This is a genomic window from Pseudomonas onubensis, from assembly GCF_965653655.1.
Lineage (GTDB): Bacteria > Pseudomonadota > Gammaproteobacteria > Pseudomonadales > Pseudomonadaceae > Aquipseudomonas.
Map to the genome: position 1 here is coordinate 60,315 of NZ_CBFHAZ010000009.1, position 24,336 is coordinate 84,650.

Sequence of the window (24,336 nt, forward strand, 5' to 3'; positions counted from 1 at the left end):
ATGCGAATGTGGTTTTTGAGTGCTGGCCTGGCCTTGATGTGCATGGCCCAGAACGCAGCGGCGGGTACAGTCCTGATCGTTGGCGATAGTATCAGTGCCGGTTTCGGGCTGGATACCAGCAAAGGGTGGGTAGCGTTGCTGGGACAACGGCTCAAGAGCGAAGGTTTCGACGATAAAGTGGTCAATGCCTCCATCAGCGGCGACACCAGTGCCGGAGGCCTGGCGCGGCTGCCGGCGGCGCTTGCAGAGCATAAACCGGATGTGGTTATTCTCGAGTTGGGCGGCAATGACGGCCTGCGTGGGCAGCCGCCAGCGCAATTGAAACAAAATCTTGCGTCGATGATTGATCAGTCCAAGGCCAAGGGCGCCAAGGTGCTGCTGCTGGGCATGCAGTTGCCCCCAAATTATGGCCCTAAATACACCACGGCATTTGCCGAGGTTTACGGTGCGTTGGCCAAGGAAAAAAACATCCCGTTGGTGCCGTTTTTCCTTGAGGGCGTGGGCGGTCATCCCGAGTTGATGCAGGCCGATCAGCTTCACCCGGCCGTCGGCGCACAGGGCAAGTTGCTGGAAAATGTCTGGCCGACGCTAAAACCGCTGCTATGACGCTTTTCTACCGGCAGGCTTTCGGCTAAGGTGGCGCCCCCCCGATCTGGAGCCCCCGATGTCGCGCCCTGCCTGGTCCCTGTTCAACTACCAACTGATCGAGCCTGACGAGCAGCTGGATCTGTTCGCCTGCCAGGAAGTCCGGGTGCATCTGGTCGCGCGTCAACTGGAGTTGGGTGGCTCGATCGACCGCACGCTTTGCGGCACTTTATTGCCGGCGCAACCACGCTGGTCATCGGTCGGTCGTGCGATTTTCCAGGACCAGCGCCTGTGCCCGCTGTGCCGGGCAATTCTCGAATCGCAAAAGCGCGGCACGCCGCTGATCTGGCCGGAGCTGCGCTTTGAATAATTGAAGCAGCTGCAAGCTTCTAGCTATAAGCTGTAAGCTTGCTGCTTGCGGCTCGTTTTTTACCTACCCGTCGTTCTGCGAAGGATTTTCCGGATGTTGTCGCGCCTTTCCGTCGTTACCTGCTGCCTGTCTCTTGCTGCCCTGTGTGCAGCCGGTTCGGCGTCAGCCTTGCAGTTGCCCTTGCCCCCGCCGGGTGAAGACATCGTCGGTCAGGTCCAGGTGATCAAGGCCAAGTACGAAGACACCTTTGCCGACCTGGGCACCACCTATGACCTGGGCTATTCGGAAATGGTCGCGGCCAACCCCGGTGTGGATGCCTGGTTGCCGGGTGCGGGCACCGAGATAGTGCTGCCCACGCGGTTCATCCTGCCGCCCGGCCCGCGCGAAGGTATCGTGATCAACCTGGCGGAATACCGGCTTTACTATTACCCCAAGGGCCAGAACGTGGTGTACACCTTCCCGTTGGGCATTGGCCGTGAGGGCTGGGGTTCGCCGGTCGCGCACACCACCATCACCGGCAAGATCCCCAACCCGACCTGGACCCCGCCGGCCTCGATCAAGGCCGAGCACGCCGCCAATGGCGACCCGCTGCCCAACGTAGTGCCGGCCGGGCCGGATAACCCGCTGGGGCCGTTCAAGTTCACTTTGGGCACGCCGGGTTATCTGATCCACGGTTCCAACATGAAATTTGGTATCGGCACGCGTACAAGTCACGGTTGCTTCCGCATGTTCAACAACAACGTGCTGGAGATGGCCGACATGGTGCCGGTCGGCACATCGGTGCGCATCATCAACGATGCCTACAAGTTCGGCAGCAGTGGCGGCAAGGTCTACCTTGAAGCGCACACGCCATTGAATGACGATGGCACGCCTTCGGTGGTCGACAAGCACACCGCCGTCATCAATGCCCTGCTCAAGCGCGAAGACCTGGCCAACAACTTGCGCGTCAATTGGGACCAGGTGCGTGACGTAGTGGCCGCCGAAGATGGCTTGCCCACTGAGATTGGTGTACCGGGTGCCAGCACGCCGGTGGTGTCCAGCACGCCGATCGATCTACAGCAATAAGCCTGTTGATCAAAAGCCCGCCAAAGCCTTGCGCTACGGCGGGCTTTTTATTGCGCGGGGTTCAGGGCTGAATTTCAGGCAATAAAAAAGCCGATCCAAGAATGGATCGGCTTGATAACAACCCCGAAGGATTATTACTTGCGGCTTGCTTTTTCAAGCATGCGCAGAGCGCGCTCGTTAGCTTCGTCAGCAGTCTGTTGTGCTTTTTGAGCAGCAGCCAGAGCTTCATCAGCTTTACGGTAGGCTTCGTCTGCACGAGCCTGGGAGCGAGCTGCTGCGTCTTCAGTTGCAGTCAGACGAGCTTCGGTTTCTTTGGAGACGCTGCTGCAACCGGTAGCCAGAACTGCGGCCAGAGCCAGAGCAGAGAATTTCAGAACGTTGTTCATCGTGTTCCCCTTCAAGGACTTTCTATTAAATGGCTACTTTCTCAGGGTGAGCTGATAGCCGGCGTACATACTACTCATTACTTGTAGTAAGTAAACTGACGTAGCGCAAGAAGCAAAAAAAATTCTTGTGCCGTATCTATTTTGGCTAATCTTTTGGAGGTTTGTATAAAAACCGCTCAGGAATTTTCATTTTGTCGGGAACTGGATCCAGGCTGAGAGGTCCGGCCAGCCTGTGTCAGGCTGGACAAGCAGGTGTAAATTTATATATCTACGATGACACTTTTTTTCACTTGGCCTTTGCCGTGCCCGGCATCTTTTGCGCATGTAGGCGCATCTAGAGGTGACTTTAAGAGCGGCAGTTCGTCTCAAGCTTCAACTGCCGGCAATGTTCAGGCTATCGATCATCGATTGATCGAAGCCCTTTCTGTAACCACCAGCGGCAGGGGATGACGAGCGCGCCTTGAGCTATTGCAGCATTGGTGCCTACTATTCCCTACGTGCTGGTTGTGAGCGCTATAGGTTTTCTCGTTGTCGAAACCGGCACGGGGTGGCGTAGATGTTCCTTCGCCGGAAAAACATCGGTAAGGTAGGGGTCGAGATCCAAGACCCGCGAGGAGTAGTGATGAGCGAGGCGTTGTCCATCCACCATGACCAGGCTGGTCATCAGTTCGAGACCAATGTGGACGGTCATCGTGCCTATCTGACCTATATGGACCTGGGCAAACAGACCCTGGACATCTATCGCACCTTCGTGCCCAACGCCTTGCGCGGGCGTGGCATTGCTGCTGCGTTGACCGAGGAAGCGTTGAAGTTCGCCGAAGAGTCCGGGTATACCGTGATCCCTTCGTGCTCTTATGTAGAGCGCTACATGGAGCGTCATCAGCGCCATGCCGCGAAGCTCTGAATATTGAGGCAGGCGGACGCGGAGCGTCCATGGCTGCATTCCCACGCAGAGCGTGGGAACGATCAACATCAGATGCACCATAAAAAACGCCGGGCTAAGCCCGGCGTTTTTGTGTGTGCAGTTTAAGGCCAGGTGCGTTTGCGCTTGGGCAACACGTCCTTGAGCTTGGCATGCATGCTGCGCAGGGTGGTCTCGGTAGCGGACCAGTCGATGCAGGCATCGGTGATCGACACGCCGTATTGCAGGTCGGCCAAGTCTTTTGGAATCGATTGGCAGCCCCAGTTCAAGTGGCTCTCGACCATCAAACCGATAATCGACTGGTTGCCTTCAAGAATCTGGTTGGCGACGTTTTCCATCACCAAGGGTTGCAGGGCCGGGTCTTTGTTGGAGTTGGCATGGCTGCAATCGACCATGATGTTTGGCTTGATCCTGGCCTTGTTCAGCGCCTGCTCGCACAGTGCCACGCTGACCGAATCATAGTTGGGCTTGCCGTTGCCGCCGCGCAATACCACGTGGCCGTAGGCGTTGCCCTTGGTGGTGACGATGGACACACCACCTTCCTGGTTGATACCCAGGAAACGGTGCGGGCTGGACACCGATTGCAGGGCGTTGATCGCAACCGTCAGGCCGCCATCGGTGCCGTTCTTGAAGCCCACGGCCGAGGACAGACCGGACGCCATTTCACGGTGGGTCTGGGACTCGGTGGTGCGTGCGCCGATGGCCGACCAACTGATCAGGTCCTGCAGGTACTGCGGGGAGATCGGGTCCAGCGCTTCGGTTGCGGTCGGCAGGCCCATTTCGGCCAGGTCCAGCAGCAATTGACGACCGATATGCAAGCCGTCCTGGATCTTGAACGAGTCGTCCAGGTACGGGTCGTTGATCAAACCTTTCCAGCCGACGGTGGTGCGTGGTTTCTCGAAATAGACGCGCATCACCAGGTACAAGGTGTCGGACACTTCGGCCGCCAGCACTTTAAGGCGCTCGGCGTATTCGTGGGCAGCCTTGAGGTCGTGGATCGAGCAGGGGCCGATCACGACAAAGAGGCGGTGGTCGGTGCCGTCGAGAATCTCGCGGATGACTTCGCGGCCCTTGGTCACGGTCTGCAGGGCAGCATCGCTCAAAGGGATTTCGCGCTTGAGCTGATCGGGGGTGATCAGGGTCTCGTTGGATTCGACGTTAAGGTCATTGATCGGTAAATCAGCCATCGTGTTACTCGCCAGGGTCACGGGTGCCGGCCGCCAGCTATCCCCGTGCGGCGGGCACAGCATGATTTGAATGCAGGGGGGAGGAACCTTAGCGCGTAACACGGGGCCGCGACAATGGGCAAAGCCGGCTTTAATCCAGCACCGGCGCCACAAAGGTGTCGTGGGCGAACTCACTGGCATGGCGCGAAACCCATTCACGGGCCATGGTTTCGAGCTGGGCAGGGGTTGGCTCGGCGTCTTCGTGCAGGCGGCAGTAGCGTTCGATCTGGCACACTTGCTCGCCCATGCGCGCACCGAACAAGGCATGTTCATCGGTAAAGGAGATGCCGATGCGGTAGCCATTGTCGACTTTGCGACACCAGGCCACATAGCCCGGATAACGGGCGCTGGCGCCCAGTGACGGGATGCGCAGATCAACCGCCGTGCCCTGGCGCCAGGCACGCGGGCAATTGCAGGCGACGCCGCCCAGGCCGATAGTGTGCAGGCGTTGGCGGGGAATAGCGGGGGCGGGACGTTGGATTAACTCGACAGCGACATCATCAGGGTGAGGTAAAAAACGACCCATGTACACGGACTCCGAGCACCGTCCAATTGACGGCAGTGGCAGCAGTATAGTGAAGGAACTGGAATTGACCGACCTGGATATTGACCAGCAATTGCTGGGATTGCCAGGTATTTCGCTGTTGGCGTTTACCAGCGTAGGCTGTTCCAGTTGCCGTTGGGCACGCCAGCAACTGCCGGGCTGGACGTTGCCGGTCGAGCGCGTGTGCTGGGTGGACGCCGGGCACAATGGCGGGGCGGTCGAACGCTACCAGATCTTTCATTTGCCCGCGTTGTTCCTCGTGTGCGAGGGTCAGTTCCTTGGGCAGTTACAGGCGCGTCTCACCCAGGCCGAACTTACAGACGCGATTAATCAAGCACTTACCCGTACTCCAGAGGATCTGCCATGACAGCACAGTCGCCCCGAATCGGCATTATCGGCACCGGTGCCATCGGTGGTTTCTACGGCCTGATGCTGGCGCGTGCCGGGTTCGATGTGCACTTTCTGTTGCGCAGCGAATATGCGGCGGTCGCCGAGCAAGGCCTGCACCTCAACAGTACTTTGCACGGCAAGCTGCACCTGCACCCGGTGCAGGCCTATGCCCAGGCTGCCGATATGCCGGCGTGCGACTGGCTGCTGGTCGGCACCAAGTCCACCGGCAATGTGGAGCTGGCCCCAACCCTTGCCCAGGTCGCTGCACCGGGCGCCAAAGTAGTGCTTCTGCAAAACGGCCTCGACGTTGAAGACAGCCTGCGCGAACACCTGCCAGCGTCGCTGCACCTGCTGGGTGGCCTGTGTTACATCGGCGTGCATCGTTCCGGGCCGGGCGTCGTCGAGCATCAGGCGTTGGGCCGGGTGAATCTTGGCTATCACAGTGGCACGGCGGCCAACGATGAGGCACGCCAGCAAGCCATTGTCGAAGAGGGCGCCGCGCTGTTTCACCAGGCCGGTATCGAATCCCAGGCGATGGCCAATGTACACCAGGCCCGCTGGCATAAACTGGTCTGGAATGTGCCGTTCAATGGCCTCTCGGTGTTGCTGGGCACCGGCACCAGCGCGATGATGGCCGATGAGTCCAGTCGCGAACTGATCCAGGCCTTGATGACTGAAGTGGTGCAGGGCGCCCACGCCTGTGGCCATGAAATTCCCGGCAGTTACGTCGAGCAAATGCTCACCATGACCGACACGATGGCTGACTACCTGCCCAGCATGTACCACGACCACGTGCACAAACGCCCGCTGGAACTGGCGGCGATCTACGCCCGGCCATTGGCCGCTGCCAAAGCGGCGGGCTGCGAATTGCCACGCATGCAGGCGCTCTACCAGGCCTTGAGTTTTATTGATCGGCGCAACCGCTGATTCGGGGAGAAACACCATGGCGAAAGGATTGGGCGACAAACTGGTGCTGGCGATTTCGTCGCGGGCACTGTTCGACCTGAGCGACAGCCACAAGGTCTACCTGACCGAAGGGGTCGAGGCTTATCGCAAGTACCAGATCGAACACGAGGAAGAAACCCTCGAACCTGGCGACGCCTTCCCGCTGGTCAAGAAGCTGCTGAGCCTCAATGCCAGCCTCGGGCGTGCTCGCGTTGAAGTGGTACTGGTGTCACGCAACAGCGCCGATACCGGTTTGCGCGTGTTCAATTCGATCCAGCATTACGGCCTGGATATTTCCCGCGCCGCTTTCGTAGGTGGGCGTAGCCCCTATCCTTATTTGGCCGCGTTTGGTTGCCATCTGTTTTTGTCCACCCATGCTGAAGACGTGCGCAGTGCCCTGGATGCAGGTTTTGCTGCGGCGACGATTCTGTCCGGCGGCGCGCGCCGGGCATCGAGTGAAGAACTGCGCATTGCGTTCGACGGCGATGCGGTGTTGTTTTCCGATGAATCCGAGCGTGTGTATCAAACCGGCGGGATAGCGGCGTTTCATGCCAGCGAGCGCGAGTCGGCACGCGAGCCTTTGCACGGCGGCCCGTTCAAGGGCTTCCTGGCGGCGCTCAACCTGTTGCAGCGCGAGTTTGCGGACGACGCCTGCCCGATCCGCACCGCTCTGGTCACGGCGCGTTCGGCGCCGTCTCATGAGCGGGTGATTCGCACCTTGCGCGAATGGGACATCCGCCTGGATGAGTCACTGTTCCTTGGCGGCCTGGAAAAATCCGCGTTCCTGGAGGCGTTCGCCGCCGATGTATTTTTCGATGACCAGGCCGGTCATTGTGAGAAAGCCAGGGAGGTGGTGACCACCGGGCATGTGCCCCATGGCATCAGCAATGAGTTGAGAATCCAGACCGAGAGCTAGCTGCTAAGCTCAATCAAACCCCGCCATCCTGGCAGTCCAGGAGGTTCTATGATTCGTTCGATGCTGTATGCCACGGACCTCGGTCTGTATGCGCCGTATGTCATGCAACATGCGCTGGCGCTGGCCCGAACGTTCAAGGCGGATTTGTATGTGATTCATGTGGTTGAGCCGATTGGCTTGTTCGCTGAATCGGTGTTGCAGAGCTACCTTGATGAGAAGGCCCTGAGCGAATGGCAGAGCCAGGGCCTGAACACGGTGATGGCGACCATCGAGCAACGGGTGCTCGACAGTTTTCGCGAGGAGTTGGGGGAGGGCGAGCAAGACTTGCAGTTGATTCGCTCGGTGCGCGTGATCCAGGGGGACCCGTGCGAGGTGATTCTCGACCAGCTGCGTAAACTTTCCGTTGACCTGTTGATCGTAGGTAGTCATAGCCACGCAACCGCGGCTGCCACCCCGCTTGGGCGCACGGCGGCGCGGGTGCTGCAGTTGGCGACAGTGCCGGTTTACATGGTGCCGTCGTTGCAGCGTCGACGCAGTGATGATGTGTGATAGGTAAAAACGATAAAAAGTTCTAGATTTATCTGTCTGACCTTTAATATAGTTATATACCGTCGCTGATACCCGTGGCGTCTATCCGCTTTGAGGGACATATATGAAGCTTCAACAACTGCGCTACATCTGGGAAGTGGCGCACCACGACCTCAACGTTTCCGCTACCGCTCAAAGCCTTTACACCTCGCAACCGGGTATCAGCAAGCAGATCCGCCTGCTCGAAGACGAACTGGGCGTTGAAGTATTCGCGCGCAGCGGCAAGCACCTGACCCGCGTCACCCCGGCCGGTGAGCGCATCATCACCACCGCCGGCGAGATCCTGCGCAAAGTCGAAAGCATCAAGCAGATCGCCCAGGAATTCTCCAACGAGAAGAAAGGCACCCTGTCGATCGCCACCACCCACACCCAGGCGCGTTATGCCTTGCCGCCGGTGATCCGCGACTTCATCAAGCAATATCCCGATGTGGCCCTGCACATGCACCAGGGTTCGCCGATGCAGATCGCCGAGATGGCCGCTGACGGCACCGTCGATTTTGCCATCGCCACCGAAGCCCTTGAGCTGTTCGGCGACCTGGTGATGATGCCGTGCTATCGCTGGAACCGTTGCGTGGTTGTGCCCCAGGGCCACCCATTGGCCAAGCTGCCGAAGCTGACCCTCGAAGCCCTGGCTGAATACCCGATCGTCACTTACGTGTTCGGCTTTACCGGCCGTTCCAAGCTCGATGAAGCCTTCAGCCATCGCGGCCTCACGCCGAAAGTGGTGTTCACTGCCGCCGACGCCGACGTGATCAAGACCTACGTGCGCCTGGGCCTGGGCGTGGGCATCGTCGCCAAGATGGCGGTCGACACCCACCTCGATAAAGACCTGGTAGTGCTCGACGCCAGCGAGTTGTTCGAGTCCAGCGTGACCAAGATCGGCTTCCGCCGTGGCACCTTCCTGCGGGGCTTCATGTGCGACTTCATCGAGAAGTTTGCGCCGCACCTGACCCGTGAAGTCATGGCCAAGGCGATCCAGTGCCATAACAAGCAGGAACTCGAAGAGCTGTTTGACGGCGTTGAATTGCCCGTCCACTGATATTGATTATTGCAGGTGTGGCGAGGGAGTGGTTTATCTGACCTCGGTAACCGTAAAGTGTTGCCGGGCGCCCGCCACCAGAATCTCCACCTCATCACCTTCGAACTTGCCCATCAGGCTTTTGCCCAGGGGCGAGCGCGGGGTGATGACGGTCACCGGCTGGCCCACCACATCCACTTTCAGGCCGGCTGCATCCGGTGCCAGGAACAGCCACTGCTGGCGGCCGTTCTCGTCTTCCAGGCCCAGTAGCGTGCCGACCTCTATCCCGCGTTGATCATCGTAGGCGCGTAGTTGCAGGTTCTGGCACAGGGCCAGCGCTTGCTTGATCTCTTCGACGCGCTTGGCTTGCCCGGCTGCGAGGTAGGAAGCTTCCAGCCCCAAGGTGTCGTATTTGTTCTCCGCGATATTTTCTTCGTGGGTCGCGGTTTCGTAGGCGGTCTGCGCGGCGCGTTGGGCGATATCCAGGTCCAGGGCGAGTTTGTCCAGGATCAACTGGAGCACGGCGTGTTTATTCATGGTCATCAATCGCAGAATTGCAGGACATTCGCCTTGCTCTTTTCATTGGGCGCGTTCTGGTCTTGTTGCAGCCAGAACCGGCATTTGGGGTTGGACAGGTTGCGCGCATTGTTGCGCGCCTGGTCCAGGGTTTGTTGCTGTTCCTGCTTGCGCAGGTTCTCGGTGTACTGCTCGAACATTCGGTTGGGCGGCTCCGGCGCCACAGCGGCCGGTTTGCCCATTTGTTGAACGGCTTGTTGAACCGCTTGAGCCGCGGGGGCGAGGCTTTGCGGGAACAGATAGCGCGAGGCCAGCCAGGCGGTCAGCACAATGGCGATAAACCCCAGCCACAGGCCAAAAGCCACGGCAGCACTGAGCTTGAACAGCGACAACGGACGTTCAGACATGATGGCCTCCTGGCAGGCATTAGCGGCGCAGCGGCGATTGTCGCACAGCCACTGTGCAGAATAATCGCGATCAAGCCTTCTGCATCGGTGCATTTATGCGGACAATCGAGCCTTTGAATGTTGGAGCCCGGAATGAAAGCCCGCTGGGATATTTTTTGCAGCGTCGTCGACAACTACGGCGACATCGGCGTGACCTGGCGCCTGGCCCGGCAATTGGTGGTGGAGCATGGCTGCGAAGTGCGCTTGTGGGTCGATGACCTGCGCGCCTTTGAGCGCATGTGCCCCGCGATCGATGTGCAGTTGGATCAGCAATGGCAAGAGGGCGTTGAAGTGCGCTACTGGCCGGCGCACTGGTCGCCAACACCGTCAGCCGACGTGGTGATCGCCGCCTTTGCCTGCCAGTTGCCGCCCGACTATATGGAAGCCATGGCCGCGTGCGAACGCACGCCCCTGTGGATGAACCTCGATTACCTCAGCGCCGAAGACTGGGTGGTGGGTTGCCATCGCCTGCCGTCGGTGAAGTTCAAGGGCGTGCAAAAGTACTTCTTCTTTCCGGGGTTTCGTCCGGGCACGGGCGGGCTGTTACGCGAAGGCGGGTTATTGGAGCAGCGTCAGGCATTCCAGCAAGACGGCGCAGCGCAACACCAATTCCTGCAGTCGATGGGCATCGTTCCGGTAGCGGGTGCGCGGCTGATGTCGTTGTTTGCCTATGAAAATGCCGGGCTCGCCAGCTGGCTGGACGTGTTGGCGACGGATGGGCATGCCACTCATCTGCTGGTGCCCGAAGGCCGCATTCTCGGCGACGTGCAGCGCTGGCTCGGGGTCGAGGCGCTGGCGGTGGGCGATGTGCATCAGCGCGAGGCCCTGACCGTGCAGGTGCTGCCGTTCGTGCGCCAGGAACAATATGACCGCCTGCTGTGGTGCTGCGACTTCAACGCCGTGCGTGGCGAAGACTCGTTTGTGCGTGCCCAATGGGCCGGGCGGCCGTTGTTGTGGCACATCTACCGCCAGGACGAAGACATCCATCTGGACAAGCTCGATGCTTTCCTGGCGCTCTACACCGCCGCCTTATCGCCCGCCGCCAAGGTCGCTGTGGTTACCCTGTGGCAAGCCTGGAACGCTGATGGCGATATGACACAGGCGTGGAAAATGCTCATGGAACACTGGCCGGAGGTGCACCAGCACGCGCAAACGTGGTGTCTGGAACAAGGCTTGCAGGCCGATCTTGCTACGGCGCTGGTACAGTTTTATGAAAGTTGGATATGATACGCCACCTTGATTTTTGTAAATCCCATCCAAATTTCGGATATACGCAATGAAAACTGGTAAAGAGCTGAAACCCGGTACCGTCATCAAGCTCGAAAACGACCCTTGGTTGGTTCAGAAAGCTGAGTTCACCAAGTCTGGTCGTAACAGCGCAATCATGAAGACCAAGCTGAAGAACCTGCTGACCGGTTACAAGACCGAGATCGTCTACAGCGCCGATGACAAACTGGAAGACGTGATCCTCGACCGCAAAGAAGCGACTCTGTCCTTCATCAGCGGCGAAACCTACACGTTCATGGACACCACCGACTACACCATGTACGAGCTGAACGCTGAAGATATCGAAGCCGTTCTGCCGTTCATCGAAGAAGGTATGGAAGACGTCTGCGAAGCGATCTTCTTCGAAGACCGTCTGGTTTCCGTAGAGCTGCCGACCACCATCGTGCGTAAAGTTGCCTACACCGAAGGTTCCGCTCGCGGCGACACTTCGGGCAAGGTGATGAAGCCTGCCAAACTGGCTAACGGTACCGAGCTGCAAGTTGCTGATTTCATCGAAATCGACGACATGATCGAGATCGACACCCGTGAAGGTGGTTCGTACAAAGGTCGCGCCAAGAAGTAATTCTGGCCAAACCGTACGACAAAAAAAGCCCGACCTAGCGTCGGGCTTTTTTGTGCGCGTGTGTAAATCAGACCGTTACATGCAGGCGTACATCGACGTTGCCACGGGTGGCGTTGGAGTACGGGCACACCTGATGCGCGGCGTCGACCAGGCTTTGCGCCTCGTCTTGTGCCAGGCCCGGCAGGCTGATGTGCAGATCGATATCCAGGCCAAAACCGCCGGGGATTTGGCCGATGCCGACGTGGGCGGTGATCGAGGCGTCATCCGGGATTTTGCGTTTTGTCTGGCTGGCGACGAATTTCAGCGCGCCGATAAAGCAGGCCGAGTAACCGGCGGCAAACAGTTGCTCCGGGTTGGTGGCCTGACCGCCAGCGCCGCCCAGTTCTTTAGGCGTGGAGAGTTTGACGTCGAGGATGTTGTCGCTGGAAACAGCGCGACCATCACGGCCGCCGGTGGCGGTGGCTACTGCGGTATAGAGTGTTTGCATGGTGTCGTCCTCTTGGGTTTGTAGTGCTAAATATTTGCGCGCTAAGTAGTTGGTGAGGCGAATATATAGCGCTAATATTTAGCGCGCAAGATAAATTTACAAAATGTTTGGCTTAACAAAAAAACAGTGTGGGAGCGGGCTTGCTTGCGAATGCGGTGTGTCAGTCAGCACATCTGGCGACTGATACACCGCATTCGCGAGCAAGCCCGCTCCCACATTTTTATGCGATGTTGCCTTTAGACAGCGCCCTGCAAATTACTACGCAACGCAACCAGGTCCGCCTGCAGCTTGCGCAACTGCTCAAGCTGCAAGCCGCTTGCCCCAAGAATGCACTGGGGAATCCCCATCGCCTTGTCCTGCAAGGCACGCCCCGCTTCAGTCAGTTCCACCACCACCACCCGTTCATCTTCGCGCTTACGGGTGCGGCTGAGTAGGCCTTCGGCCTCCAGGCGCTTGAGCAATGGCGTGAGGGAACCCGGGTCGGTGAGCAGGCGGCTGCTGATTTCTCCGACGGTCAAGCCATCCTCTTCCCACAGCACCATCATGGCCAGGTACTGCGGGTAGGTCAGGCCGAGGGCTTGAAGCAAGGGCTTGTAGACCTTGGTCATCAGCAACGACGTGGAGTGCAGGGCGAAACACAGCTGGTTGTCCAGCATCAGGTTTTCGCACGGGTCGGGATTTTTGCTCATGGGAAGCCTTAAAAAACGTGTATGCCCAGGAATCTAGCGGGCAAACCTTTAATGCGCCAGATAATTCTGACGCGCCGGTCAGACCAAGCCGCTTTGCAGCGCCAGATCCCATGGCGGCACCGGGCTGAAACGCGATTTGAGGTATTCCAGCAGCAAGCGGCTGCGCGCATTCGGTTGCTGTTCCAGGCGCAACGCGTAGATGCCGGCGGTCTCCGGGCTGGGCAGACCGTTTTCGCAAAACAGTGGCAACAGCTCGCCGCGCACCAGGTATTCGCTGGCCAGCCATGTGGGCAGGTGCGCAATGCCCAGCCCGGCGAGGGCGCCGGACAGCAGGGCTTCGGCATTGTTGGCGCTCATGCGGATACGGCGCGGCCGGTAGAGAGTACGGCGCCCATCCAGCTCGAAGCGCCAGGCGAACATCGGCGCCAGGCCGTCCCAGTCCAGGCCATCATGCTCGCTCAGCTCGCGTGGGTGGCTCGGCGTGCCATGGCGTTTGAGGTAGGCTGGGCTGGCGCAGGCGATGCGCACAATGCTTGCCAGGGGCGTGGCCACCAGGCGCGTGTCAACGATATGCCCGGCGCGCAGCACCAGATCGACTTTGCCCAGGTGCGCGCCCTGCATATCGACAAAGCTGTCGATCAAGTGCAGGTGCACGTCCAGCCCTGGGTACACGTTCAAAAAGTCGGCAATCACTGGCGCCAAGTGCCGTCGACCAAAGGCGGCGGGGGCGTCCACCCGGATCAGACCTTCCGGCGCATGGCTCAAGGACACAGCCTCGGCGCGGGCCAGTTGCAACTCACTGACAATCCGCCGCGCCCGCTCGGCGAAGGCCAGGCCCGCCGGCGTGGGCACCACCGCGTGGGTGCTGCGCTGGAACAGGCGGCTGCCCACCGAGTTTTCCAGGCTGTCGATGCGCCGCGCCACCGCCGAGGGGGTCAGTGGATGGCGGCGCGCGGCGGCGGAAAAACTGCCAGTCTCCAATACATCCAGAAACAGGCTCAGTTGATCGGTCAGGGCATTGGGGTTCATGGGCGTACGCTTATGCGAGATTGGCACAGCCATTGTGCGTTGCTGTGCGTTTCCACGCTAGAGCCGACTGCGTAGCATGCAAGGCCTGGGCTTCTGGAGTGGTGAGCTGTGGTGGATTTGGCAATGTATCTGGTATTGGGCGCGGCGCTCGGTACGGTCGGCGGCTTGTTCGGCATTGGTGGCGGGCTGATCGCAATCCCGGTGCTGGGGGTGCTGTTTGGCCTGGATCAACAGATTGCCCAAGGCACGGCCTTGGTGATGGTCGTGCCCAATGTGATGCTGGCGTTGTGGCGTTACCATCAACGCAACCGGATTGAATTGCGTCACGCGTTGCCGCTGGGGGTCATGGGCTTCAGCTTTGCCTGGCTCGGTTCGATCTGGGCGGTGGGCCTGGACGCCGGGGCCATGCGCATCGGCTTTATCGCGTTCTTGCTGACGCTGGCGGCGTACAACCTGCTGCGTCTGTTTACCCGCAATGCACCGCCGACTGCGCAAATGCGTTATTCCTGGCCATGGCTTGGCGTGTTGGGTGCCGCGTCCGGTTCCATGGGTGGTTTGTTTGGCGTGGGCGGTGCGGTGGTTGCCACGCCGGTGCTGACCAGCGTGTTCGGCACCACCCAGGTGGTTGCGCAAGGCTTGTCGCTGGCCCTGGCACTGCCGAGCACTGGCGTGACGCTGGTCACCTACGCCTGGCACCATGAGGTGGACTGGCTGATCGGCGTGCCGCTGGCGGTGGGCGGCCTGCTCAGCATCAGTTGGGGCGTGAAAGTCGCCCACGCGCTGCCGGAACGTGTGTTGCGCGGGCTGTTCTGCGGCTTTCTGGCCGTGTGTGCGGTGATGTTGACCTTTAAAGTCTGAAGCCTTCGACGATGTATTGCGCCAGGCATTCGGTGATCGGCGAGGTCATCGCCGGGTTGCGCAACAAGTGCAGGTTCATCGAGGGCAGCGGCGGAAAGCCCTCGTCGCTGCTCAGAATTCGCAGGTCGTCGGTCACCAGGCTTTCCATGCACACCATCACTGCCAGGCCGGCGTTAACCACCGCCTGGATCGCAGCCACGTTAGAGCTGTGGTACGCCATACGATAGTCGCGCCCGGCCGCATCCAGCGCTGTACGGGTCCACTGGTAGTAAAGGCAGTCCGTACCGGAACCTGCCAAAGGCAGTGTCTCGTGCTCCTCCGGACAGAAGCACGGCGCAGCAGCCCACACCATGCGCTCGGTGCGCAACAACTCACCAATATCGTTGCCGGGCTCACGGCTGATGACCGTCAGCGCCAAGTCTCTGCGCGGCAACAATACCGATGACGATTCACAGTGCATCTCGATCTGGATCAGTGGGTAGGCCTTGGAAAACTGTTTGAGAATGCCCGGCAGAAAGCGCATCACGTAGTCATCCGGCGTGCCGATGCGCACTAATCCCACCATGTGCGGCTCGCGCAAGGTGTTGAACACCTCGCTGTGCAGTTTCAGGATGCGCCGCGCGTAACCCAGCAATACCTGGCCCTCCGGCGTGAGCCTTACTTGTCGGCCATCACGCTCGAACAGCTTGCGCTGCAGCACGTCTTCTTCCAGGCGCTTCATCTGCATGCTCACCGCCGATTGCGTGCGGTTGACCAACTCGCCTGCGCGGGTAAAGCCGCCTTGGTCGGCGATGGCGACGAAGGTACGCAGCACTTCGGTGTCGATGCTGGGGTAGCCGGACAATTGATCAATCTCCGAGATGGGTTGCATAAGAAACATTCGTTGGATTGATCATAAGACCCGGCACACACTTACGCCATCCCCACTGGAGGGCGAGAAGATGAAAGGTCAAAGAGGTTTTGTGTTATTGGGCAAGCGCCCGTTTTCGGGGCTGTTGCGCACGGTTGCCCGTTGGCAGGCACTGCATGAAGAGCGTCATACCCTGGCAAGCTTGAGCGATGAGGCGCTTAAGGATATCGGGCTCAACCGCGGCGATGTCGAGCAGGAGCGTCACCTGCATTTCTGGCAAGACCCGCTGCGAAAATAACCCAGGATGCAGTAGGGTGGTCGGTGAGCCCACACGGAGAGAACCATGCCCGCCGACCTGTCGTTTTCCCTCAAGCAAGCACGTCGCATGGCACTGGCGGCCCAGGGTTTTTCCGGGCGCCAGGCGCCAGCACTGATCAAGGCTGCGCACCTCAACCGTTTGATTGAGCGGTTGGGCGTATTACAGATCGATTCGGTCAACGCCGTGGTGCGTTCGCATTACCTGCCGCTGTTTTCGCGCTTGGGCCATTACTCCCCGTTGATCCTTGAACACGCTGCCTGGAGCCAGGGGCGGCGGCGTTCGTTGTTTGAGTATTGGGGCCATGAGGCCTCTTTGCTGCCCATGGCGTTGTACCCGTTGATGCGCTGGCGCATGGAGCGAGCGAAGTTGGGGCAGGGCATCTATTCGCAGATGGCGCGCTTTGGGCGTGAGCAGCAAGCCACCATCCAGCGCGTGTTGCACACCGTCGAGCAGCAAGGCGCATTGGGTGCGGGCAGTTTGTCGACCCGCGAGGAACGTGCCGGCCCCTGGTGGGATTGGAGTGATGAAAAACACGCGCTGGAATGGTTGTTCGCTGCCGGTTTGGTCACCGTCGCGGGGCGGCGCGGGTTTGAGCGGCTTTATGATTTGCCGGAAAGGGTCATTCCCGCCGATATTCTTCAAGCGTCTGTGAGTGAAGCAGAGGCTCAGCGCGGCTTGCTGCTGCACAGCGCAACTGCATTGGGTGTCGCCACCGAAAAAGACCTGCGCGACTATTTTCGCCTGGCCCCCGCCGACAGCCGCGGCCGTCTGGCCGAGTTGGTCGAAGATGGGCAGTTGCAGGTGTGCCAGGTACAAGGCTGGAAACAGCCAGCGTACTGCCTGCCCGAACCCAAAGTGCCGCGCAAAGTGCCGGCAAGCGCTTTGCTGTCGCCGTTCGATTCATTGATCTGGGAGCGCAGCCGCACCGAGCGTCTGTTTGATTTTCGTTACCGGCTGGAGATTTACACCCCGCAACACAAACGGGTGTATGGCTACTACGTGCTGCCGTTTTTGCACAATGAGCGGATTGCCGCGCGGGTTGACCTGCGCGCCGAACGCGCCAATGGGCGCCTGGCAGTGCACGCGGTGCACGAGGAAGAACCGGGGCTGGATGAGGAAGGGATGCAGGCGTTGGCCCTGAATCTGCGGCAGATGGCGAACTGGCTTGGGTTGGAGCAGGTGCAGCTCAACTGCCAGCGGCCGAGTGCGGCGCGGCTTCGGGTGGCGATGCTCAGCTTGGGTGTTGAACTTTAGGACGCCATCGCGGGCAAGCCCGCTCCCACATAAAAATTGCATTCCCCTGTTGGAATGCATTCCCCTGTGGGAGCGGGCTTGCTCGCGATGGCGTCGGCCCAGGCAACCCAAACCTCAGCGTTTGACTTGCTTTAAGGTTTCGGCAATCAGAAACGCCAATTCCAGCGACTGGTCGGCATTCATCCGTGGGTCGCAATGGGTGTGATAACGGTCCGACAAGCCATCTTCCGTAATCGGCCGCGCGCCGCCGATGCATTCGGTGACGTTCTGCCCGGTCATTTCGATATGGATCCCGCCGGCATAGCTGCCCTCGGCCTGGTGCACCTGGAAGAACTCCTTCACCTCGCTAAGAATCTGCGCAAAGTCGCGGGTCTTGTAGCCGCTGCTGGCCTTGATGGTGTTGCCGTGCATCGGGTCCGAACTCCACAGCACCTGCTTGCCCTCGCGCTGTACCGCACGAATCAGGTTGGGCAGGTGGTCGCCGACCTTGCCGGCGCCCATGCGCGCAATCAGGTTGAGGCGGCCTGGGTCGTTGTCCGGGTTGAGGATGTCGATCAGGCGGATCAGGTCCTCAGGTTTCATGCTCGGGCCGACCTTGACCCCGATCGGGTTGTTGACCCCGCGCAGGAACTCGACGTGGGCGCCGTCCAGCTGCCGCGTGCGGTCGCCGATCCAGAGCATGTGCGCCGAGCAGTCGTAGTAGTCGTTAGTCAGGCTGTCGCGGCGCACGAAGGCCTGTTCATAGTTCAGCAGCAGCGCTTCGTGGGCGGTGAAAAAACTGGTTTCGCGTAATTGCGGCGAGCTGTCCATGCCGCAGGCACGCATGAACGCCAGGGTTTCGTCGATGCGGTCGGCCAGTTGGCTGTACTTTTCGGCCAGCGCGGAGTTAGCAATAAAGTCCAGGTTCCATTTGTGCACCTGGTGCAGGTCGGCAAACCCGCCCTGGGCAAACGCGCGCAGCAAATTCAGGGTGGCAGTGGACTGGTGGTAGGACTGCAGCAAGCGGTCCGGGTCCGGCACACGGCTTTTTTCGTCGAAGCCGATGCCGTTGACGATGTCGCCACGGTAGGCGGGCAGGGTGACGCCGTCGATGGTTTCATCGTTGGCCGAGCGTGGCTTGGCGAACTGGCCGGCCATGCGTCCGACCTTGACCACCGGGCAACCGGCGGCGAAGGTCATCACAATCGCCATCTGCAGCAGCACCTTGAAGGTGTCGCGGATTTTTGCGGCGGAGAACTCGGCAAAGCTCTCGGCGCAGTCGCCACCTTGCAACAGGAAGGCGCGGCCCTGGGTCACTTCGGCAAACTGGCGGCGCAACTCGCGGGCTTCCCCGGCAAACACCAGTGGCGGGTAGCTGGCCAGGCTTTGCTCCACTTGCAGCAAGTGCGCAGCGTCCGGGTACTGGGGTTGTTGCTGGATCGGCAGGGCGCGCCAGCTGTCGGGGCTCCAGGGTTGGCTCATCATGAACTCGATAGGTTGATTGACGGTCGGGCGCCAATGTTACCAGCAATTAGTGCGTGACCTGTTGCCGCCGCTTGGCCGACAATCGCGCCTTTGCCGTGCGGTAAACCCTTTAGGAGTAGTGATGAGCGAGGAGCGTGTCGAGCGCCTGCTGGCCGAAGTCCATGATGATTTCGGCATGATCCGTGTGCTCGAAGTGGCCGATTACCGTTTTCTCGAGTTTGGCGATGCCATCGAGCAAAGCTGTGTGTTTACCGCCGACCCGAGCTGGCTCGAGTACGACTACACCCGCGCGATGTTGATTGGCGCGTTGTGCCATGAGCAACCGGAGAGCGCGCTGTTCCTCGGCCTGGGCGCCGGTACGCTGACCCAGGCGTGCCTCAAGTTCCTGCCGCTGGAAGACGTCGAGGCCATTGAACTGCGCCCGGATGTGCCGCGTCTGGCCATCGAGTACCTGGGGCTGGATGACGACCCGCGCTTGTACATCCGCATTGGTGACGCGCTGCAATTGCTCGATACCGCCGAGTCGGCCGACCTGATCTTTGTCGACCTGTACACCGATGTCGGCCCAGGCGTCGGGCACCTGGCCTGGACGTTCCTGGAGAACTGCCAGAAGAAGCTCAACCCCGGCGGCTGGCTGGTGATCAACCAGTGGGCGACCGACGACGGCAAGCCATTGGGTGCGGCATTGTTGCGTGGTTTGTATCACCGGCATTACTGGGAACTGCCGGTGAAGGAGGGCAATGTGATTTTGCTGGTGCCTTCGGAGCTGGATCAGGCGCTTGATCCGGGTGGCCTCACGGCGCGCGCCGATGCGTTGGCGCCGCGGTTGGGGTACTCGTTGCAGCAGCTCATCAAGGCTATTCGGCCGGCGACTTAGGCGCCTGTACCGACGCCTTCGCGAGCAAGCCCGCTCCCACATTCGGCCGCATTCCAAAGGATGTACGCGTACAAATGTGGGAGCGGGCTTGCTCGCGAAGAGGCCATTCCTGCCGACGGCTAGTTCAAAGTGTTCAAATCCCCTTGAACACTCCCGGCCGCTTCTCAACCATCGCCCGCACACCTTCTTTGGCATCCTCACTGTTCAGCAATTTCTCCACCACCACCTGCAACCCGGCCGCCGCTACGGCTTCACCTTCCATGCGCGCCTGGCGCGCCGACATCAACGTCGCCTGCACGCCCAGCGGTGCCTGGCGGCCAATCCTGTTGGCCAACTCAACGGCGCGCGGCAGCAGGTCTTCACTGGCCATCACTTCCTGCACCAGCCCCAGGCGCAGCGCCTCATGGGCGTCGAACTCATCGCCGGTCAGCAGCCAGCGCATGGCATTGCCCCAGCCGGCAATCTGATGAAAGCGCAGGGTCGCGCCGCCGAACGGGAAGATCCCGCGTTGCACTTCCATCTGTGCAAAGCGCGTGTTGCTGGCACAGAGGTTGATATCCGCCGCCAGCATCAACTCGATGCCGATGGTCAGGCAGTAACCCTGGGCCGCGACGATCACCGGTTTATTGACGCGGGGGCCGGCAAACACGCCCCACGGATCGCATCCGCCCAAGGGTGGTTGCCAGCCTCCCGACATCACGCCACTGACATTGGCCAGGTCCAGCCCGGCGGTAAAATGCTCGCCATGGGCAAATACCACGGCCACCCGAGCGTCGTCGTTTCGATCAAATTCGCCATAGGCCAGGCTCAGCTCATTGAGCAGGTCCAGGTCAAAGGCGTTGCGCTTGGCCACTCGATCCAGCCCCAACAGCAGGACATGACCCTGTAATTCACGGCTGACGCGACTGCTGCTGGCTTGATTCATCGGGGGTGGCCTCGGGGGCTTGGGTAGGTTTTCAGACCCGTGGGTCTTGATGGGCAGGTGAACCGTTTAAGTGTTGTGACCAACAGGGCCGGGCCTTTGAAAAATAGACCTTGGCGCGGGTATGCGCAAAGACTGTGACGCAGCGCGGTATATCGGCACTTTCGGATAAAAAAAGCTCCCTTTTTCAGCTATTTCCGGTATAGTGCGCGCCGGCCTTTAACCGGGCCGCGTTTAGGTAGCGCAATTCCCCGAAGTCAGCTTCGGCTGCACGTCCGCACAGCGGACTCTCCCTTGACGAATCTTTTTCATTCATTCGTTTTCGCAAATCCCCGCCGACAAAGCAGCCAGGGCGACTCTTGAGTCTCAACACGGCATGCGCAGCTTTGGAGCATGGGTCTTTGCGGATGCACTTAGAGGCAGACCCATGACCCAGGAAACCGGCGGCTTCGCCGCTTTTAATCTTAACCCGAACATTCTTGCTGCCGTCATCGCGACCGGCTACGAAGAACCTTCGGCTATTCAGCAGCAATCGATCCCGATCATCATGGCCGGCCAGGACATGATTGGCCAGGCGCAAACCGGTACCGGTAAAACCGCCGCGTTCGCCCTGCCTATCCTGCACTGCATCGATCCTGCCAAGCGCGAGCCGCAAGCCCTGATCCTGGCGCCAACCCGTGAGTTGGCGCTGCAAGTAGCAACCGCTTTTGAAACCTACGCCAAGCAAATGCCAGGCGTAACCGTTGTGGCCGTTTACGGCGGCGCGCCTATGGGCCCACAACTTAAAGCAATCCGTAACGGCGCACAGATCGTTGTCGCCACCCCGGGCCGTCTGTGCGACCACCTGCGTCGTGACGAGAAAGTGCTGTCGACCGTGAACCACCTGGTTCTGGACGAAGCTGACGAAATGTTGAAGCTGGGCTTCATGGATGACCTGGAAGTCATCTTCAAGGCGCTGCCACCGACCCGTCAGACCGTACTGTTCTCGGCCACCCTGCCACAGTCGATCCGTGCCATTGCCGAGCGCCACCTGCGCGATCCGCAACACGTGAAGATCCAGACCAAGACTCAGACCGTTACCGCGATCGAACAGGCTCACCTGTTGGTTCACGCTGACCAGAAGACCTCGGCTGTATTGAGCCTGCTGGAAGTCGAAGACTTCGACGCCCTGATCATGTTCGTGCGCACCAAACAAGCGACCCTGGACCTGGCCAGCGCCCTGGAAGCCAAAGGCTACAAAGCCGCTGCGCTGAACGGTGACATTGCCCAGAACCAACGTGAGCGCGTGATCGACTCCCTCAAGGATGGCCGTCTGGACATCGTTGTGGCGACCGACGTTGCCGCCCGTGGCCTCGACGTTCCACGTATCACCCACGTGTTCAACGTTGACATGCCTTACGATCCAGAGTCCTACGTTCACCGTATCGGCCGTACCGGCCGTGCCGGTCGCGAAGGTCGTGCACTGCTGCTGGTGACTCCACGTGAGCGCCGCATGCTGCAAGTGATCGAGCGTGTAACCGGTCAGAAAGTTGCCGAAGTCCGCCTGCCGGATGCCCAGGCTGTTCTGGATGCCCGCATCAAGAAACTGACCAACAGCCTGGCGCCGCTGGTGGCTGACGCTGAATCGACCCACGGCGACCTGCTGGACCGCCTGACTGCCGATATCGGTTGCACCCCACGTGCCCTGGCTGCAGCCCTGCTGCGCAAAGCTACCAATGGTCAGGCCCTGACCCTGGCAGCCATCGAGAAAGAACGCCCACTGGTACCGAACAACGCGCCACGCGGTGATCGTCCAGAGCGTACTGGCGACCGTCCAGACCGTGGTGATCGTGAGCGTCGCGCTCCGGTTCCATTGGCTGAAGGTCGTGCTCGTTGCCGTACCGCGCTGGGCGCGCGTGATGGTATCGCTGCCAAGAACCTGCTGGGCGCTATCCTCAATGAGGGTGGCCTGGCACGTGAAGCCATCGGTCGTATCCAGGTGCGTGACAGCTTCTCCCTGGTGGAGCTGCCGGAAGACGGCCTGGAAAAACTGCTGGCCAAGCTCAAAGACACTCGCGTTGCCGGTAAGCAGCTGAAGCTGCGTCGCTACCGCGAAGATTGATCCGCCCTTGGGCTGATTGATCGCAGATAAAAAATCCCCGACTGGTTCGGGGATTTTTTTTGCCTGATCGTTCCCACGCTCTGCGTGGGAATGCAGCCCCGGACGCTCCGCGTCCTGCCTTACCCGAAACGATAGATGTCCATCCCCAGCGCGCCCAGGGTGAAGCCCTGATGCGCCACGCTGAAATCGCCCCCGGCGCCCCGTGCAAAGTACAACGGCAACAAATGTTCGTCGCTTGGATGACTGCGCACGGCATGCGGCGCCTGGCGGCGGTAGTCGTGCAGGGCCGTCTCATCATTGGCGGCAAGTTTATCCACCACCCAATCGCGAAAATCCCGCGCCCAAGGCTCGATACTCTCAGGGCCGGCACGCCAGTTCAGTTCACCCAGGTTATGGGTAATGCTGCCGGAGCCGATCAACAGCACACCCTGTTCACGCAGGCTGGCCAGGGCATGCCCTACTCGGGTTTGCAGCGCCGGCCCCATGCGGCTAGGCAAGGAGACCTGCACCACCGGAATATCCGCCGCCGGGTACATCAGTGACAGCGGCACCCAAGTGCCGTGATCAAAAGGGCGGCGCTCATCAAGTTGCGCGTCCAGCCCATCGGCTTGCAGCAGCTCGACAATCTGCGCGGCCAACTGCGGGCTGCCCGGCGCCGGGTATTGCACGGCAAACAGCTCGGGGGGGAACCCGCCGAAGTCGTGCCAGGTTTCAGGCGCGGCGCTGCCAGTGACCAATAATTCGTGGCTTTCCCAATGCGCCGAAATCACCACAATCGCCTTTGGCCGTGGCAGTTCAGCCGCCAAGCGGCGCAGCGCCGGGCCACTGGCACCGGGCTGCAAGGCGAGCATGGGCGAACCGTGGGAGATAAACAGGCTGGGGAGCATAAGTCGGGTCCTGAGGGTTAACATAGGCCCATCTTCAATCAGATCATTGATCTAAATCTAATATAAGTTTTAGCGCCTTTTGATCGAATTTTCAGGGTGATTTATGGAGCCTAAGTTTTGGCAAGAGCGTTGGGCACGCAATCAGATTGGCTTTCACCTGCCTGACGTCAACCCTTACCTGCAGCGGCATTGGCCGAAACTGTCATTGCCGGACGGCGCGAAAGTGCTGGTGCCGTTGTGTGGCAAAAGCCTGGATTTGATCTGGTTGGCGAGCCTTGGGTATCGGGTGTTGGGCGTGGAGTTGTCGCAGCAGGCGGTGGAATCTTTCTTCAGTGAACAGTCGTTGACGCCGCATATCCGCCAGCAGGGCGCGTTCAAGGTGTATACGTCCGGCCTGATCGAGGTGTGGTGCGGTGACTTCTTCGCCCTCGACGCCGATGCAGTAAGCGATTGCACTGCACTCTATGACCGAGCGGCGTTGATCGCTTTGCCGCCACTGATGCGGGCGCAATACGTTGAGCATCTCAATAGGCTTTTGCGTCCTGGTTGCAAGGGGCTGCTGATCACCCTGGATTACGACCAGTCGCAAAAAGCCGGGCCTCCGTTTGCGGTATCGAATGACGAAGTGAGGGTTCTGCTTGCGGCGTACTGGGGCTTGGAGGTACTTGAGGAGCAAGACATCCTGGGGGTTAGCTGGAAGTTCGTTCAGGACGGCGTCAGGCGGCTTGATGAGCGTGTATATCAACTGATTATGCGTTGACCAAGCCATTGCCATCGCGGGCAAGCCCGGCTCCCACATTGGAACGCGTTCCCTGTGGGAGCCGGGCTTGCCC

General features: G+C 60.0%; 29 protein-coding genes. 17 read left to right on the forward strand and 12 right to left on the reverse strand.

From position 1 onward, the window contains the following. From ACTD9P_RS05165 to ACTD9P_RS05175, 3 genes are all read left to right on the forward strand, one after another. Entirely contained in the window at positions 1 to 606 is a 606-nt protein-coding gene (locus ACTD9P_RS05165) for an arylesterase (RefSeq protein ID WP_178112689.1), read from the forward strand. Between the two features lie 58 nt (positions 607 to 664). Then, complete coding sequence (locus ACTD9P_RS05170; RefSeq protein ID WP_438866925.1) at positions 665 to 955, forward strand: hypothetical protein; 291 nt, start codon at positions 665 to 667, stop codon at positions 953 to 955. A 93-nt stretch (positions 956 to 1,048) separates the two neighbouring features. After that, positions 1,049 to 2,020: a L,D-transpeptidase family protein gene (locus ACTD9P_RS05175; protein WP_438866926.1), complete on the forward strand. Its 972-nt coding sequence runs from the start codon at positions 1,049 to 1,051 to the stop codon at positions 2,018 to 2,020. A gap of 134 nt (positions 2,021 to 2,154) precedes the next feature. On the opposite strand, the gene oprI is transcribed toward ACTD9P_RS05175, so the two are convergent. After that, positions 2,155 to 2,406 carry an outer membrane lipoprotei OprI gene (gene oprI, locus ACTD9P_RS05180; RefSeq protein ID WP_003172710.1) on the reverse strand — a complete coding sequence of 84 codons (252 nt, stop codon included), beginning with the start codon at positions 2,404 to 2,406 and terminating at the stop codon, positions 2,155 to 2,157. Positions 2,407 to 3,028: 622 nt separating this feature from the next. Between oprI and ACTD9P_RS05185 the strand changes: the two genes are divergently transcribed. After that, entirely contained in the window at positions 3,029 to 3,310 is a 282-nt protein-coding gene (locus ACTD9P_RS05185) for a GNAT family N-acetyltransferase (protein ID WP_003233387.1), read from the forward strand. 122 nt (positions 3,311 to 3,432) lie between these two features. Here ACTD9P_RS05185 and ACTD9P_RS05190 read toward each other — a convergent pair whose 3' ends face one another. Together ACTD9P_RS05190 and ACTD9P_RS05195 are read right to left on the reverse strand one after the other, a co-directional pair. Continuing rightward, positions 3,433 to 4,515, reverse strand: coding sequence for a 3-deoxy-7-phosphoheptulonate synthase (locus ACTD9P_RS05190; protein ID WP_438866927.1), 1,083 nt, complete (start codon positions 4,513 to 4,515; stop codon positions 3,433 to 3,435). Positions 4,516 to 4,645: 130 nt separating this feature from the next. Next, on the reverse strand, positions 4,646 to 5,080 hold the full coding sequence (locus ACTD9P_RS05195; protein WP_170038969.1) for a PilZ domain-containing protein: 435 nt from the start codon (positions 5,078 to 5,080) through the stop codon (positions 4,646 to 4,648). Here ACTD9P_RS05195 and ACTD9P_RS05200 point away from each other — a divergent pair. From ACTD9P_RS05200 to cysB, 5 genes are all read left to right on the forward strand, one after another. Beyond that, positions 5,079 to 5,465 (forward strand): YbbN family protein, encoded by a 387-nt coding sequence (locus ACTD9P_RS05200; protein ID WP_438866928.1) that lies wholly within the window; start codon positions 5,079 to 5,081, stop codon positions 5,463 to 5,465. The genes ACTD9P_RS05195 and ACTD9P_RS05200 overlap by 2 nt on opposite strands. Continuing rightward, on the forward strand, positions 5,462 to 6,415 hold the full coding sequence (locus tag ACTD9P_RS05205) for a putative 2-dehydropantoate 2-reductase (RefSeq protein WP_438866929.1): 954 nt from the start codon (positions 5,462 to 5,464) through the stop codon (positions 6,413 to 6,415). The genes ACTD9P_RS05200 and ACTD9P_RS05205 overlap by 4 nt, the downstream gene beginning before the upstream one ends. A gap of 16 nt (positions 6,416 to 6,431) precedes the next feature. After that, the gene (locus ACTD9P_RS05210; protein ID WP_438866930.1) at positions 6,432 to 7,349 is read left to right on the forward strand and encodes a 5'-nucleotidase; all 918 of its coding nucleotides are present in this window, start codon (positions 6,432 to 6,434) and stop codon (positions 7,347 to 7,349) included. Between the two features lie 48 nt (positions 7,350 to 7,397). Continuing rightward, positions 7,398 to 7,898, forward strand: coding sequence for a universal stress protein (locus ACTD9P_RS05215; protein WP_138816103.1), 501 nt, complete (start codon positions 7,398 to 7,400; stop codon positions 7,896 to 7,898). A gap of 103 nt (positions 7,899 to 8,001) precedes the next feature. Further along, positions 8,002 to 8,976 carry an HTH-type transcriptional regulator CysB gene (gene cysB, locus ACTD9P_RS05220; protein WP_128591352.1) on the forward strand — a complete coding sequence of 325 codons (975 nt, stop codon included), beginning with the start codon at positions 8,002 to 8,004 and terminating at the stop codon, positions 8,974 to 8,976. Positions 8,977 to 9,009: 33 nt separating this feature from the next. Here cysB and ACTD9P_RS05225 read toward each other — a convergent pair whose 3' ends face one another. After that, entirely contained in the window at positions 9,010 to 9,492 is a 483-nt protein-coding gene (locus tag ACTD9P_RS05225; protein WP_438866931.1) for a GreA/GreB family elongation factor, read from the reverse strand. 5 nt (positions 9,493 to 9,497) lie between these two features. Then, the gene (locus tag ACTD9P_RS05230) at positions 9,498 to 9,878 is read right to left on the reverse strand and encodes a hypothetical protein (RefSeq protein WP_438866932.1); all 381 of its coding nucleotides are present in this window, start codon (positions 9,876 to 9,878) and stop codon (positions 9,498 to 9,500) included. A gap of 132 nt (positions 9,879 to 10,010) precedes the next feature. On the opposite strand from ACTD9P_RS05230, the gene earP reads away from it, so the two are divergent. Next, complete coding sequence (gene earP / locus ACTD9P_RS05235) at positions 10,011 to 11,144, forward strand: elongation factor P maturation arginine rhamnosyltransferase EarP (protein ID WP_438866933.1); 1,134 nt, start codon at positions 10,011 to 10,013, stop codon at positions 11,142 to 11,144. Between the two features lie 49 nt (positions 11,145 to 11,193). Continuing rightward, positions 11,194 to 11,766 (forward strand): elongation factor P, encoded by a 573-nt coding sequence (locus ACTD9P_RS05240; protein WP_438866934.1) that lies wholly within the window; start codon positions 11,194 to 11,196, stop codon positions 11,764 to 11,766. Positions 11,767 to 11,833: 67 nt separating this feature from the next. Here ACTD9P_RS05240 and ACTD9P_RS05245 read toward each other — a convergent pair whose 3' ends face one another. The 3 genes from ACTD9P_RS05245 to ACTD9P_RS05255 all read right to left on the reverse strand — a co-directional run bounded on the left by ACTD9P_RS05245 (position 11,834) and on the right by ACTD9P_RS05255 (position 13,971). Then, positions 11,834 to 12,253: an organic hydroperoxide resistance protein gene (locus ACTD9P_RS05245; RefSeq protein ID WP_056857183.1), complete on the reverse strand. Its 420-nt coding sequence runs from the start codon at positions 12,251 to 12,253 to the stop codon at positions 11,834 to 11,836. Between the two features lie 236 nt (positions 12,254 to 12,489). Continuing rightward, positions 12,490 to 12,942, reverse strand: coding sequence for a MarR family winged helix-turn-helix transcriptional regulator (locus ACTD9P_RS05250; protein WP_438866935.1), 453 nt, complete (start codon positions 12,940 to 12,942; stop codon positions 12,490 to 12,492). A gap of 78 nt (positions 12,943 to 13,020) precedes the next feature. Beyond that, positions 13,021 to 13,971, reverse strand: a complete 951-nt coding sequence (locus ACTD9P_RS05255; protein WP_438866936.1) for a LysR family transcriptional regulator — start codon at positions 13,969 to 13,971, stop codon at positions 13,021 to 13,023. A 108-nt stretch (positions 13,972 to 14,079) separates the two neighbouring features. On the opposite strand from ACTD9P_RS05255, the gene ACTD9P_RS05260 reads away from it, so the two are divergent. After that, the gene (locus tag ACTD9P_RS05260) at positions 14,080 to 14,829 is read left to right on the forward strand and encodes a sulfite exporter TauE/SafE family protein (protein WP_438866937.1); all 750 of its coding nucleotides are present in this window, start codon (positions 14,080 to 14,082) and stop codon (positions 14,827 to 14,829) included. Here ACTD9P_RS05260 and ACTD9P_RS05265 read toward each other — a convergent pair. Beyond that, positions 14,819 to 15,700: a LysR family transcriptional regulator gene (locus tag ACTD9P_RS05265; protein WP_438866938.1), complete on the reverse strand. Its 882-nt coding sequence runs from the start codon at positions 15,698 to 15,700 to the stop codon at positions 14,819 to 14,821. The two genes, ACTD9P_RS05260 and ACTD9P_RS05265, sit on opposite strands and share 11 nt — an antisense overlap. Positions 15,701 to 15,770: 70 nt before the next feature. Between ACTD9P_RS05265 and ACTD9P_RS05270 the strand changes: the two genes are divergently transcribed. Together ACTD9P_RS05270 and ACTD9P_RS05275 are read left to right on the forward strand one after the other, a co-directional pair. Then, positions 15,771 to 15,977: a DUF1127 domain-containing protein gene (locus tag ACTD9P_RS05270; protein ID WP_056857178.1), complete on the forward strand. Its 207-nt coding sequence runs from the start codon at positions 15,771 to 15,773 to the stop codon at positions 15,975 to 15,977. Between the two features lie 45 nt (positions 15,978 to 16,022). After that, positions 16,023 to 17,252: a winged helix-turn-helix domain-containing protein gene (locus ACTD9P_RS05275; RefSeq protein ID WP_438866939.1), complete on the forward strand. Its 1,230-nt coding sequence runs from the start codon at positions 16,023 to 16,025 to the stop codon at positions 17,250 to 17,252. Positions 17,253 to 17,366: 114 nt separating this feature from the next. Here the strand turns inward: ACTD9P_RS05275 and ACTD9P_RS05280 are convergent, their stop codons facing one another. Continuing rightward, complete coding sequence (locus ACTD9P_RS05280; RefSeq protein ID WP_438866940.1) at positions 17,367 to 18,713, reverse strand: class II 3-deoxy-7-phosphoheptulonate synthase; 1,347 nt, start codon at positions 18,711 to 18,713, stop codon at positions 17,367 to 17,369. 124 nt (positions 18,714 to 18,837) lie between these two features. Between ACTD9P_RS05280 and ACTD9P_RS05285 the strand changes: the two genes are divergently transcribed. Further along, entirely contained in the window at positions 18,838 to 19,593 is a 756-nt protein-coding gene (locus ACTD9P_RS05285) for a spermidine synthase (RefSeq protein ID WP_438866941.1), read from the forward strand. 133 nt (positions 19,594 to 19,726) lie between these two features. Here the strand turns inward: ACTD9P_RS05285 and ACTD9P_RS05290 are convergent, their stop codons facing one another. Continuing rightward, positions 19,727 to 20,518 (reverse strand): crotonase/enoyl-CoA hydratase family protein, encoded by a 792-nt coding sequence (locus ACTD9P_RS05290; RefSeq protein ID WP_438866942.1) that lies wholly within the window; start codon positions 20,516 to 20,518, stop codon positions 19,727 to 19,729. A 424-nt stretch (positions 20,519 to 20,942) separates the two neighbouring features. On the opposite strand from ACTD9P_RS05290, the gene ACTD9P_RS05295 reads away from it, so the two are divergent. Further along, positions 20,943 to 22,616, forward strand: a complete 1,674-nt coding sequence (locus tag ACTD9P_RS05295) for a DEAD/DEAH box helicase (RefSeq protein ID WP_065885148.1) — start codon at positions 20,943 to 20,945, stop codon at positions 22,614 to 22,616. Positions 22,617 to 22,735: 119 nt separating this feature from the next. On the opposite strand, the gene ACTD9P_RS05300 is transcribed toward ACTD9P_RS05295, so the two are convergent. Next, on the reverse strand, positions 22,736 to 23,503 hold the full coding sequence (locus tag ACTD9P_RS05300) for a DODA-type extradiol aromatic ring-opening family dioxygenase (RefSeq protein WP_438866943.1): 768 nt from the start codon (positions 23,501 to 23,503) through the stop codon (positions 22,736 to 22,738). A gap of 103 nt (positions 23,504 to 23,606) precedes the next feature. On the opposite strand from ACTD9P_RS05300, the gene ACTD9P_RS05305 reads away from it, so the two are divergent. Then, on the forward strand, positions 23,607 to 24,263 hold the full coding sequence (locus ACTD9P_RS05305) for a thiopurine S-methyltransferase (protein WP_438866944.1): 657 nt from the start codon (positions 23,607 to 23,609) through the stop codon (positions 24,261 to 24,263). Positions 24,264 to 24,336 lie beyond the last annotated feature (73 nt).

What these genes read in the sequence shown, in the direction of transcription:
- ACTD9P_RS05165 (WP_178112689.1), top strand. Translation starts at nt 1, where the DNA reads ATGCGAATGTGGTTTTTGAGTGCTGGCCTGGCCTTGATGTGCATGGCC.
- ACTD9P_RS05170 (WP_438866925.1), top strand. Translation starts at nt 665, where the DNA reads ATGTCGCGCCCTGCCTGGTCCCTGTTCAACTACCAACTGATCGAGCCT.
- ACTD9P_RS05175 (WP_438866926.1), top strand. Translation starts at nt 1,049, where the DNA reads ATGTTGTCGCGCCTTTCCGTCGTTACCTGCTGCCTGTCTCTTGCTGCC.
- oprI (WP_003172710.1), bottom strand. Translation starts at nt 2,406, where the DNA reads ATGAACAACGTTCTGAAATTCTCTGCTCTGGCTCTGGCCGCAGTTCTG.
- ACTD9P_RS05185 (WP_003233387.1), top strand. Translation starts at nt 3,029, where the DNA reads ATGAGCGAGGCGTTGTCCATCCACCATGACCAGGCTGGTCATCAGTTC.
- ACTD9P_RS05190 (WP_438866927.1), bottom strand. Translation starts at nt 4,515, where the DNA reads ATGGCTGATTTACCGATCAATGACCTTAACGTCGAATCCAACGAGACC.
- ACTD9P_RS05200 (WP_438866928.1), top strand. Translation starts at nt 5,079, where the DNA reads ATGTACACGGACTCCGAGCACCGTCCAATTGACGGCAGTGGCAGCAGT.
- ACTD9P_RS05195 (WP_170038969.1), bottom strand. Translation starts at nt 5,080, where the DNA reads ATGGGTCGTTTTTTACCTCACCCTGATGATGTCGCTGTCGAGTTAATC.
- ACTD9P_RS05205 (WP_438866929.1), top strand. Translation starts at nt 5,462, where the DNA reads ATGACAGCACAGTCGCCCCGAATCGGCATTATCGGCACCGGTGCCATC.
- ACTD9P_RS05210 (WP_438866930.1), top strand. Translation starts at nt 6,432, where the DNA reads ATGGCGAAAGGATTGGGCGACAAACTGGTGCTGGCGATTTCGTCGCGG.
- ACTD9P_RS05215 (WP_138816103.1), top strand. Translation starts at nt 7,398, where the DNA reads ATGATTCGTTCGATGCTGTATGCCACGGACCTCGGTCTGTATGCGCCG.
- cysB (WP_128591352.1), top strand. Translation starts at nt 8,002, where the DNA reads ATGAAGCTTCAACAACTGCGCTACATCTGGGAAGTGGCGCACCACGAC.
- ACTD9P_RS05225 (WP_438866931.1), bottom strand. Translation starts at nt 9,492, where the DNA reads ATGAATAAACACGCCGTGCTCCAGTTGATCCTGGACAAACTCGCCCTG.
- ACTD9P_RS05230 (WP_438866932.1), bottom strand. Translation starts at nt 9,878, where the DNA reads ATGTCTGAACGTCCGTTGTCGCTGTTCAAGCTCAGTGCTGCCGTGGCT.
- earP (WP_438866933.1), top strand. Translation starts at nt 10,011, where the DNA reads ATGAAAGCCCGCTGGGATATTTTTTGCAGCGTCGTCGACAACTACGGC.
- ACTD9P_RS05240 (WP_438866934.1), top strand. Translation starts at nt 11,194, where the DNA reads ATGAAAACTGGTAAAGAGCTGAAACCCGGTACCGTCATCAAGCTCGAA.
- ACTD9P_RS05245 (WP_056857183.1), bottom strand. Translation starts at nt 12,253, where the DNA reads ATGCAAACACTCTATACCGCAGTAGCCACCGCCACCGGCGGCCGTGAT.
- ACTD9P_RS05250 (WP_438866935.1), bottom strand. Translation starts at nt 12,942, where the DNA reads ATGAGCAAAAATCCCGACCCGTGCGAAAACCTGATGCTGGACAACCAG.
- ACTD9P_RS05255 (WP_438866936.1), bottom strand. Translation starts at nt 13,971, where the DNA reads ATGAACCCCAATGCCCTGACCGATCAACTGAGCCTGTTTCTGGATGTA.
- ACTD9P_RS05265 (WP_438866938.1), bottom strand. Translation starts at nt 15,700, where the DNA reads ATGCAACCCATCTCGGAGATTGATCAATTGTCCGGCTACCCCAGCATC.
- ACTD9P_RS05270 (WP_056857178.1), top strand. Translation starts at nt 15,771, where the DNA reads ATGAAAGGTCAAAGAGGTTTTGTGTTATTGGGCAAGCGCCCGTTTTCG.
- ACTD9P_RS05275 (WP_438866939.1), top strand. Translation starts at nt 16,023, where the DNA reads ATGCCCGCCGACCTGTCGTTTTCCCTCAAGCAAGCACGTCGCATGGCA.
- ACTD9P_RS05280 (WP_438866940.1), bottom strand. Translation starts at nt 18,713, where the DNA reads ATGAGCCAACCCTGGAGCCCCGACAGCTGGCGCGCCCTGCCGATCCAG.
- ACTD9P_RS05285 (WP_438866941.1), top strand. Translation starts at nt 18,838, where the DNA reads ATGAGCGAGGAGCGTGTCGAGCGCCTGCTGGCCGAAGTCCATGATGAT.
- ACTD9P_RS05290 (WP_438866942.1), bottom strand. Translation starts at nt 20,518, where the DNA reads ATGAATCAAGCCAGCAGCAGTCGCGTCAGCCGTGAATTACAGGGTCAT.
- ACTD9P_RS05295 (WP_065885148.1), top strand. Translation starts at nt 20,943, where the DNA reads ATGACCCAGGAAACCGGCGGCTTCGCCGCTTTTAATCTTAACCCGAAC.
- ACTD9P_RS05300 (WP_438866943.1), bottom strand. Translation starts at nt 23,503, where the DNA reads ATGCTCCCCAGCCTGTTTATCTCCCACGGTTCGCCCATGCTCGCCTTG.
- ACTD9P_RS05305 (WP_438866944.1), top strand. Translation starts at nt 23,607, where the DNA reads ATGGAGCCTAAGTTTTGGCAAGAGCGTTGGGCACGCAATCAGATTGGC.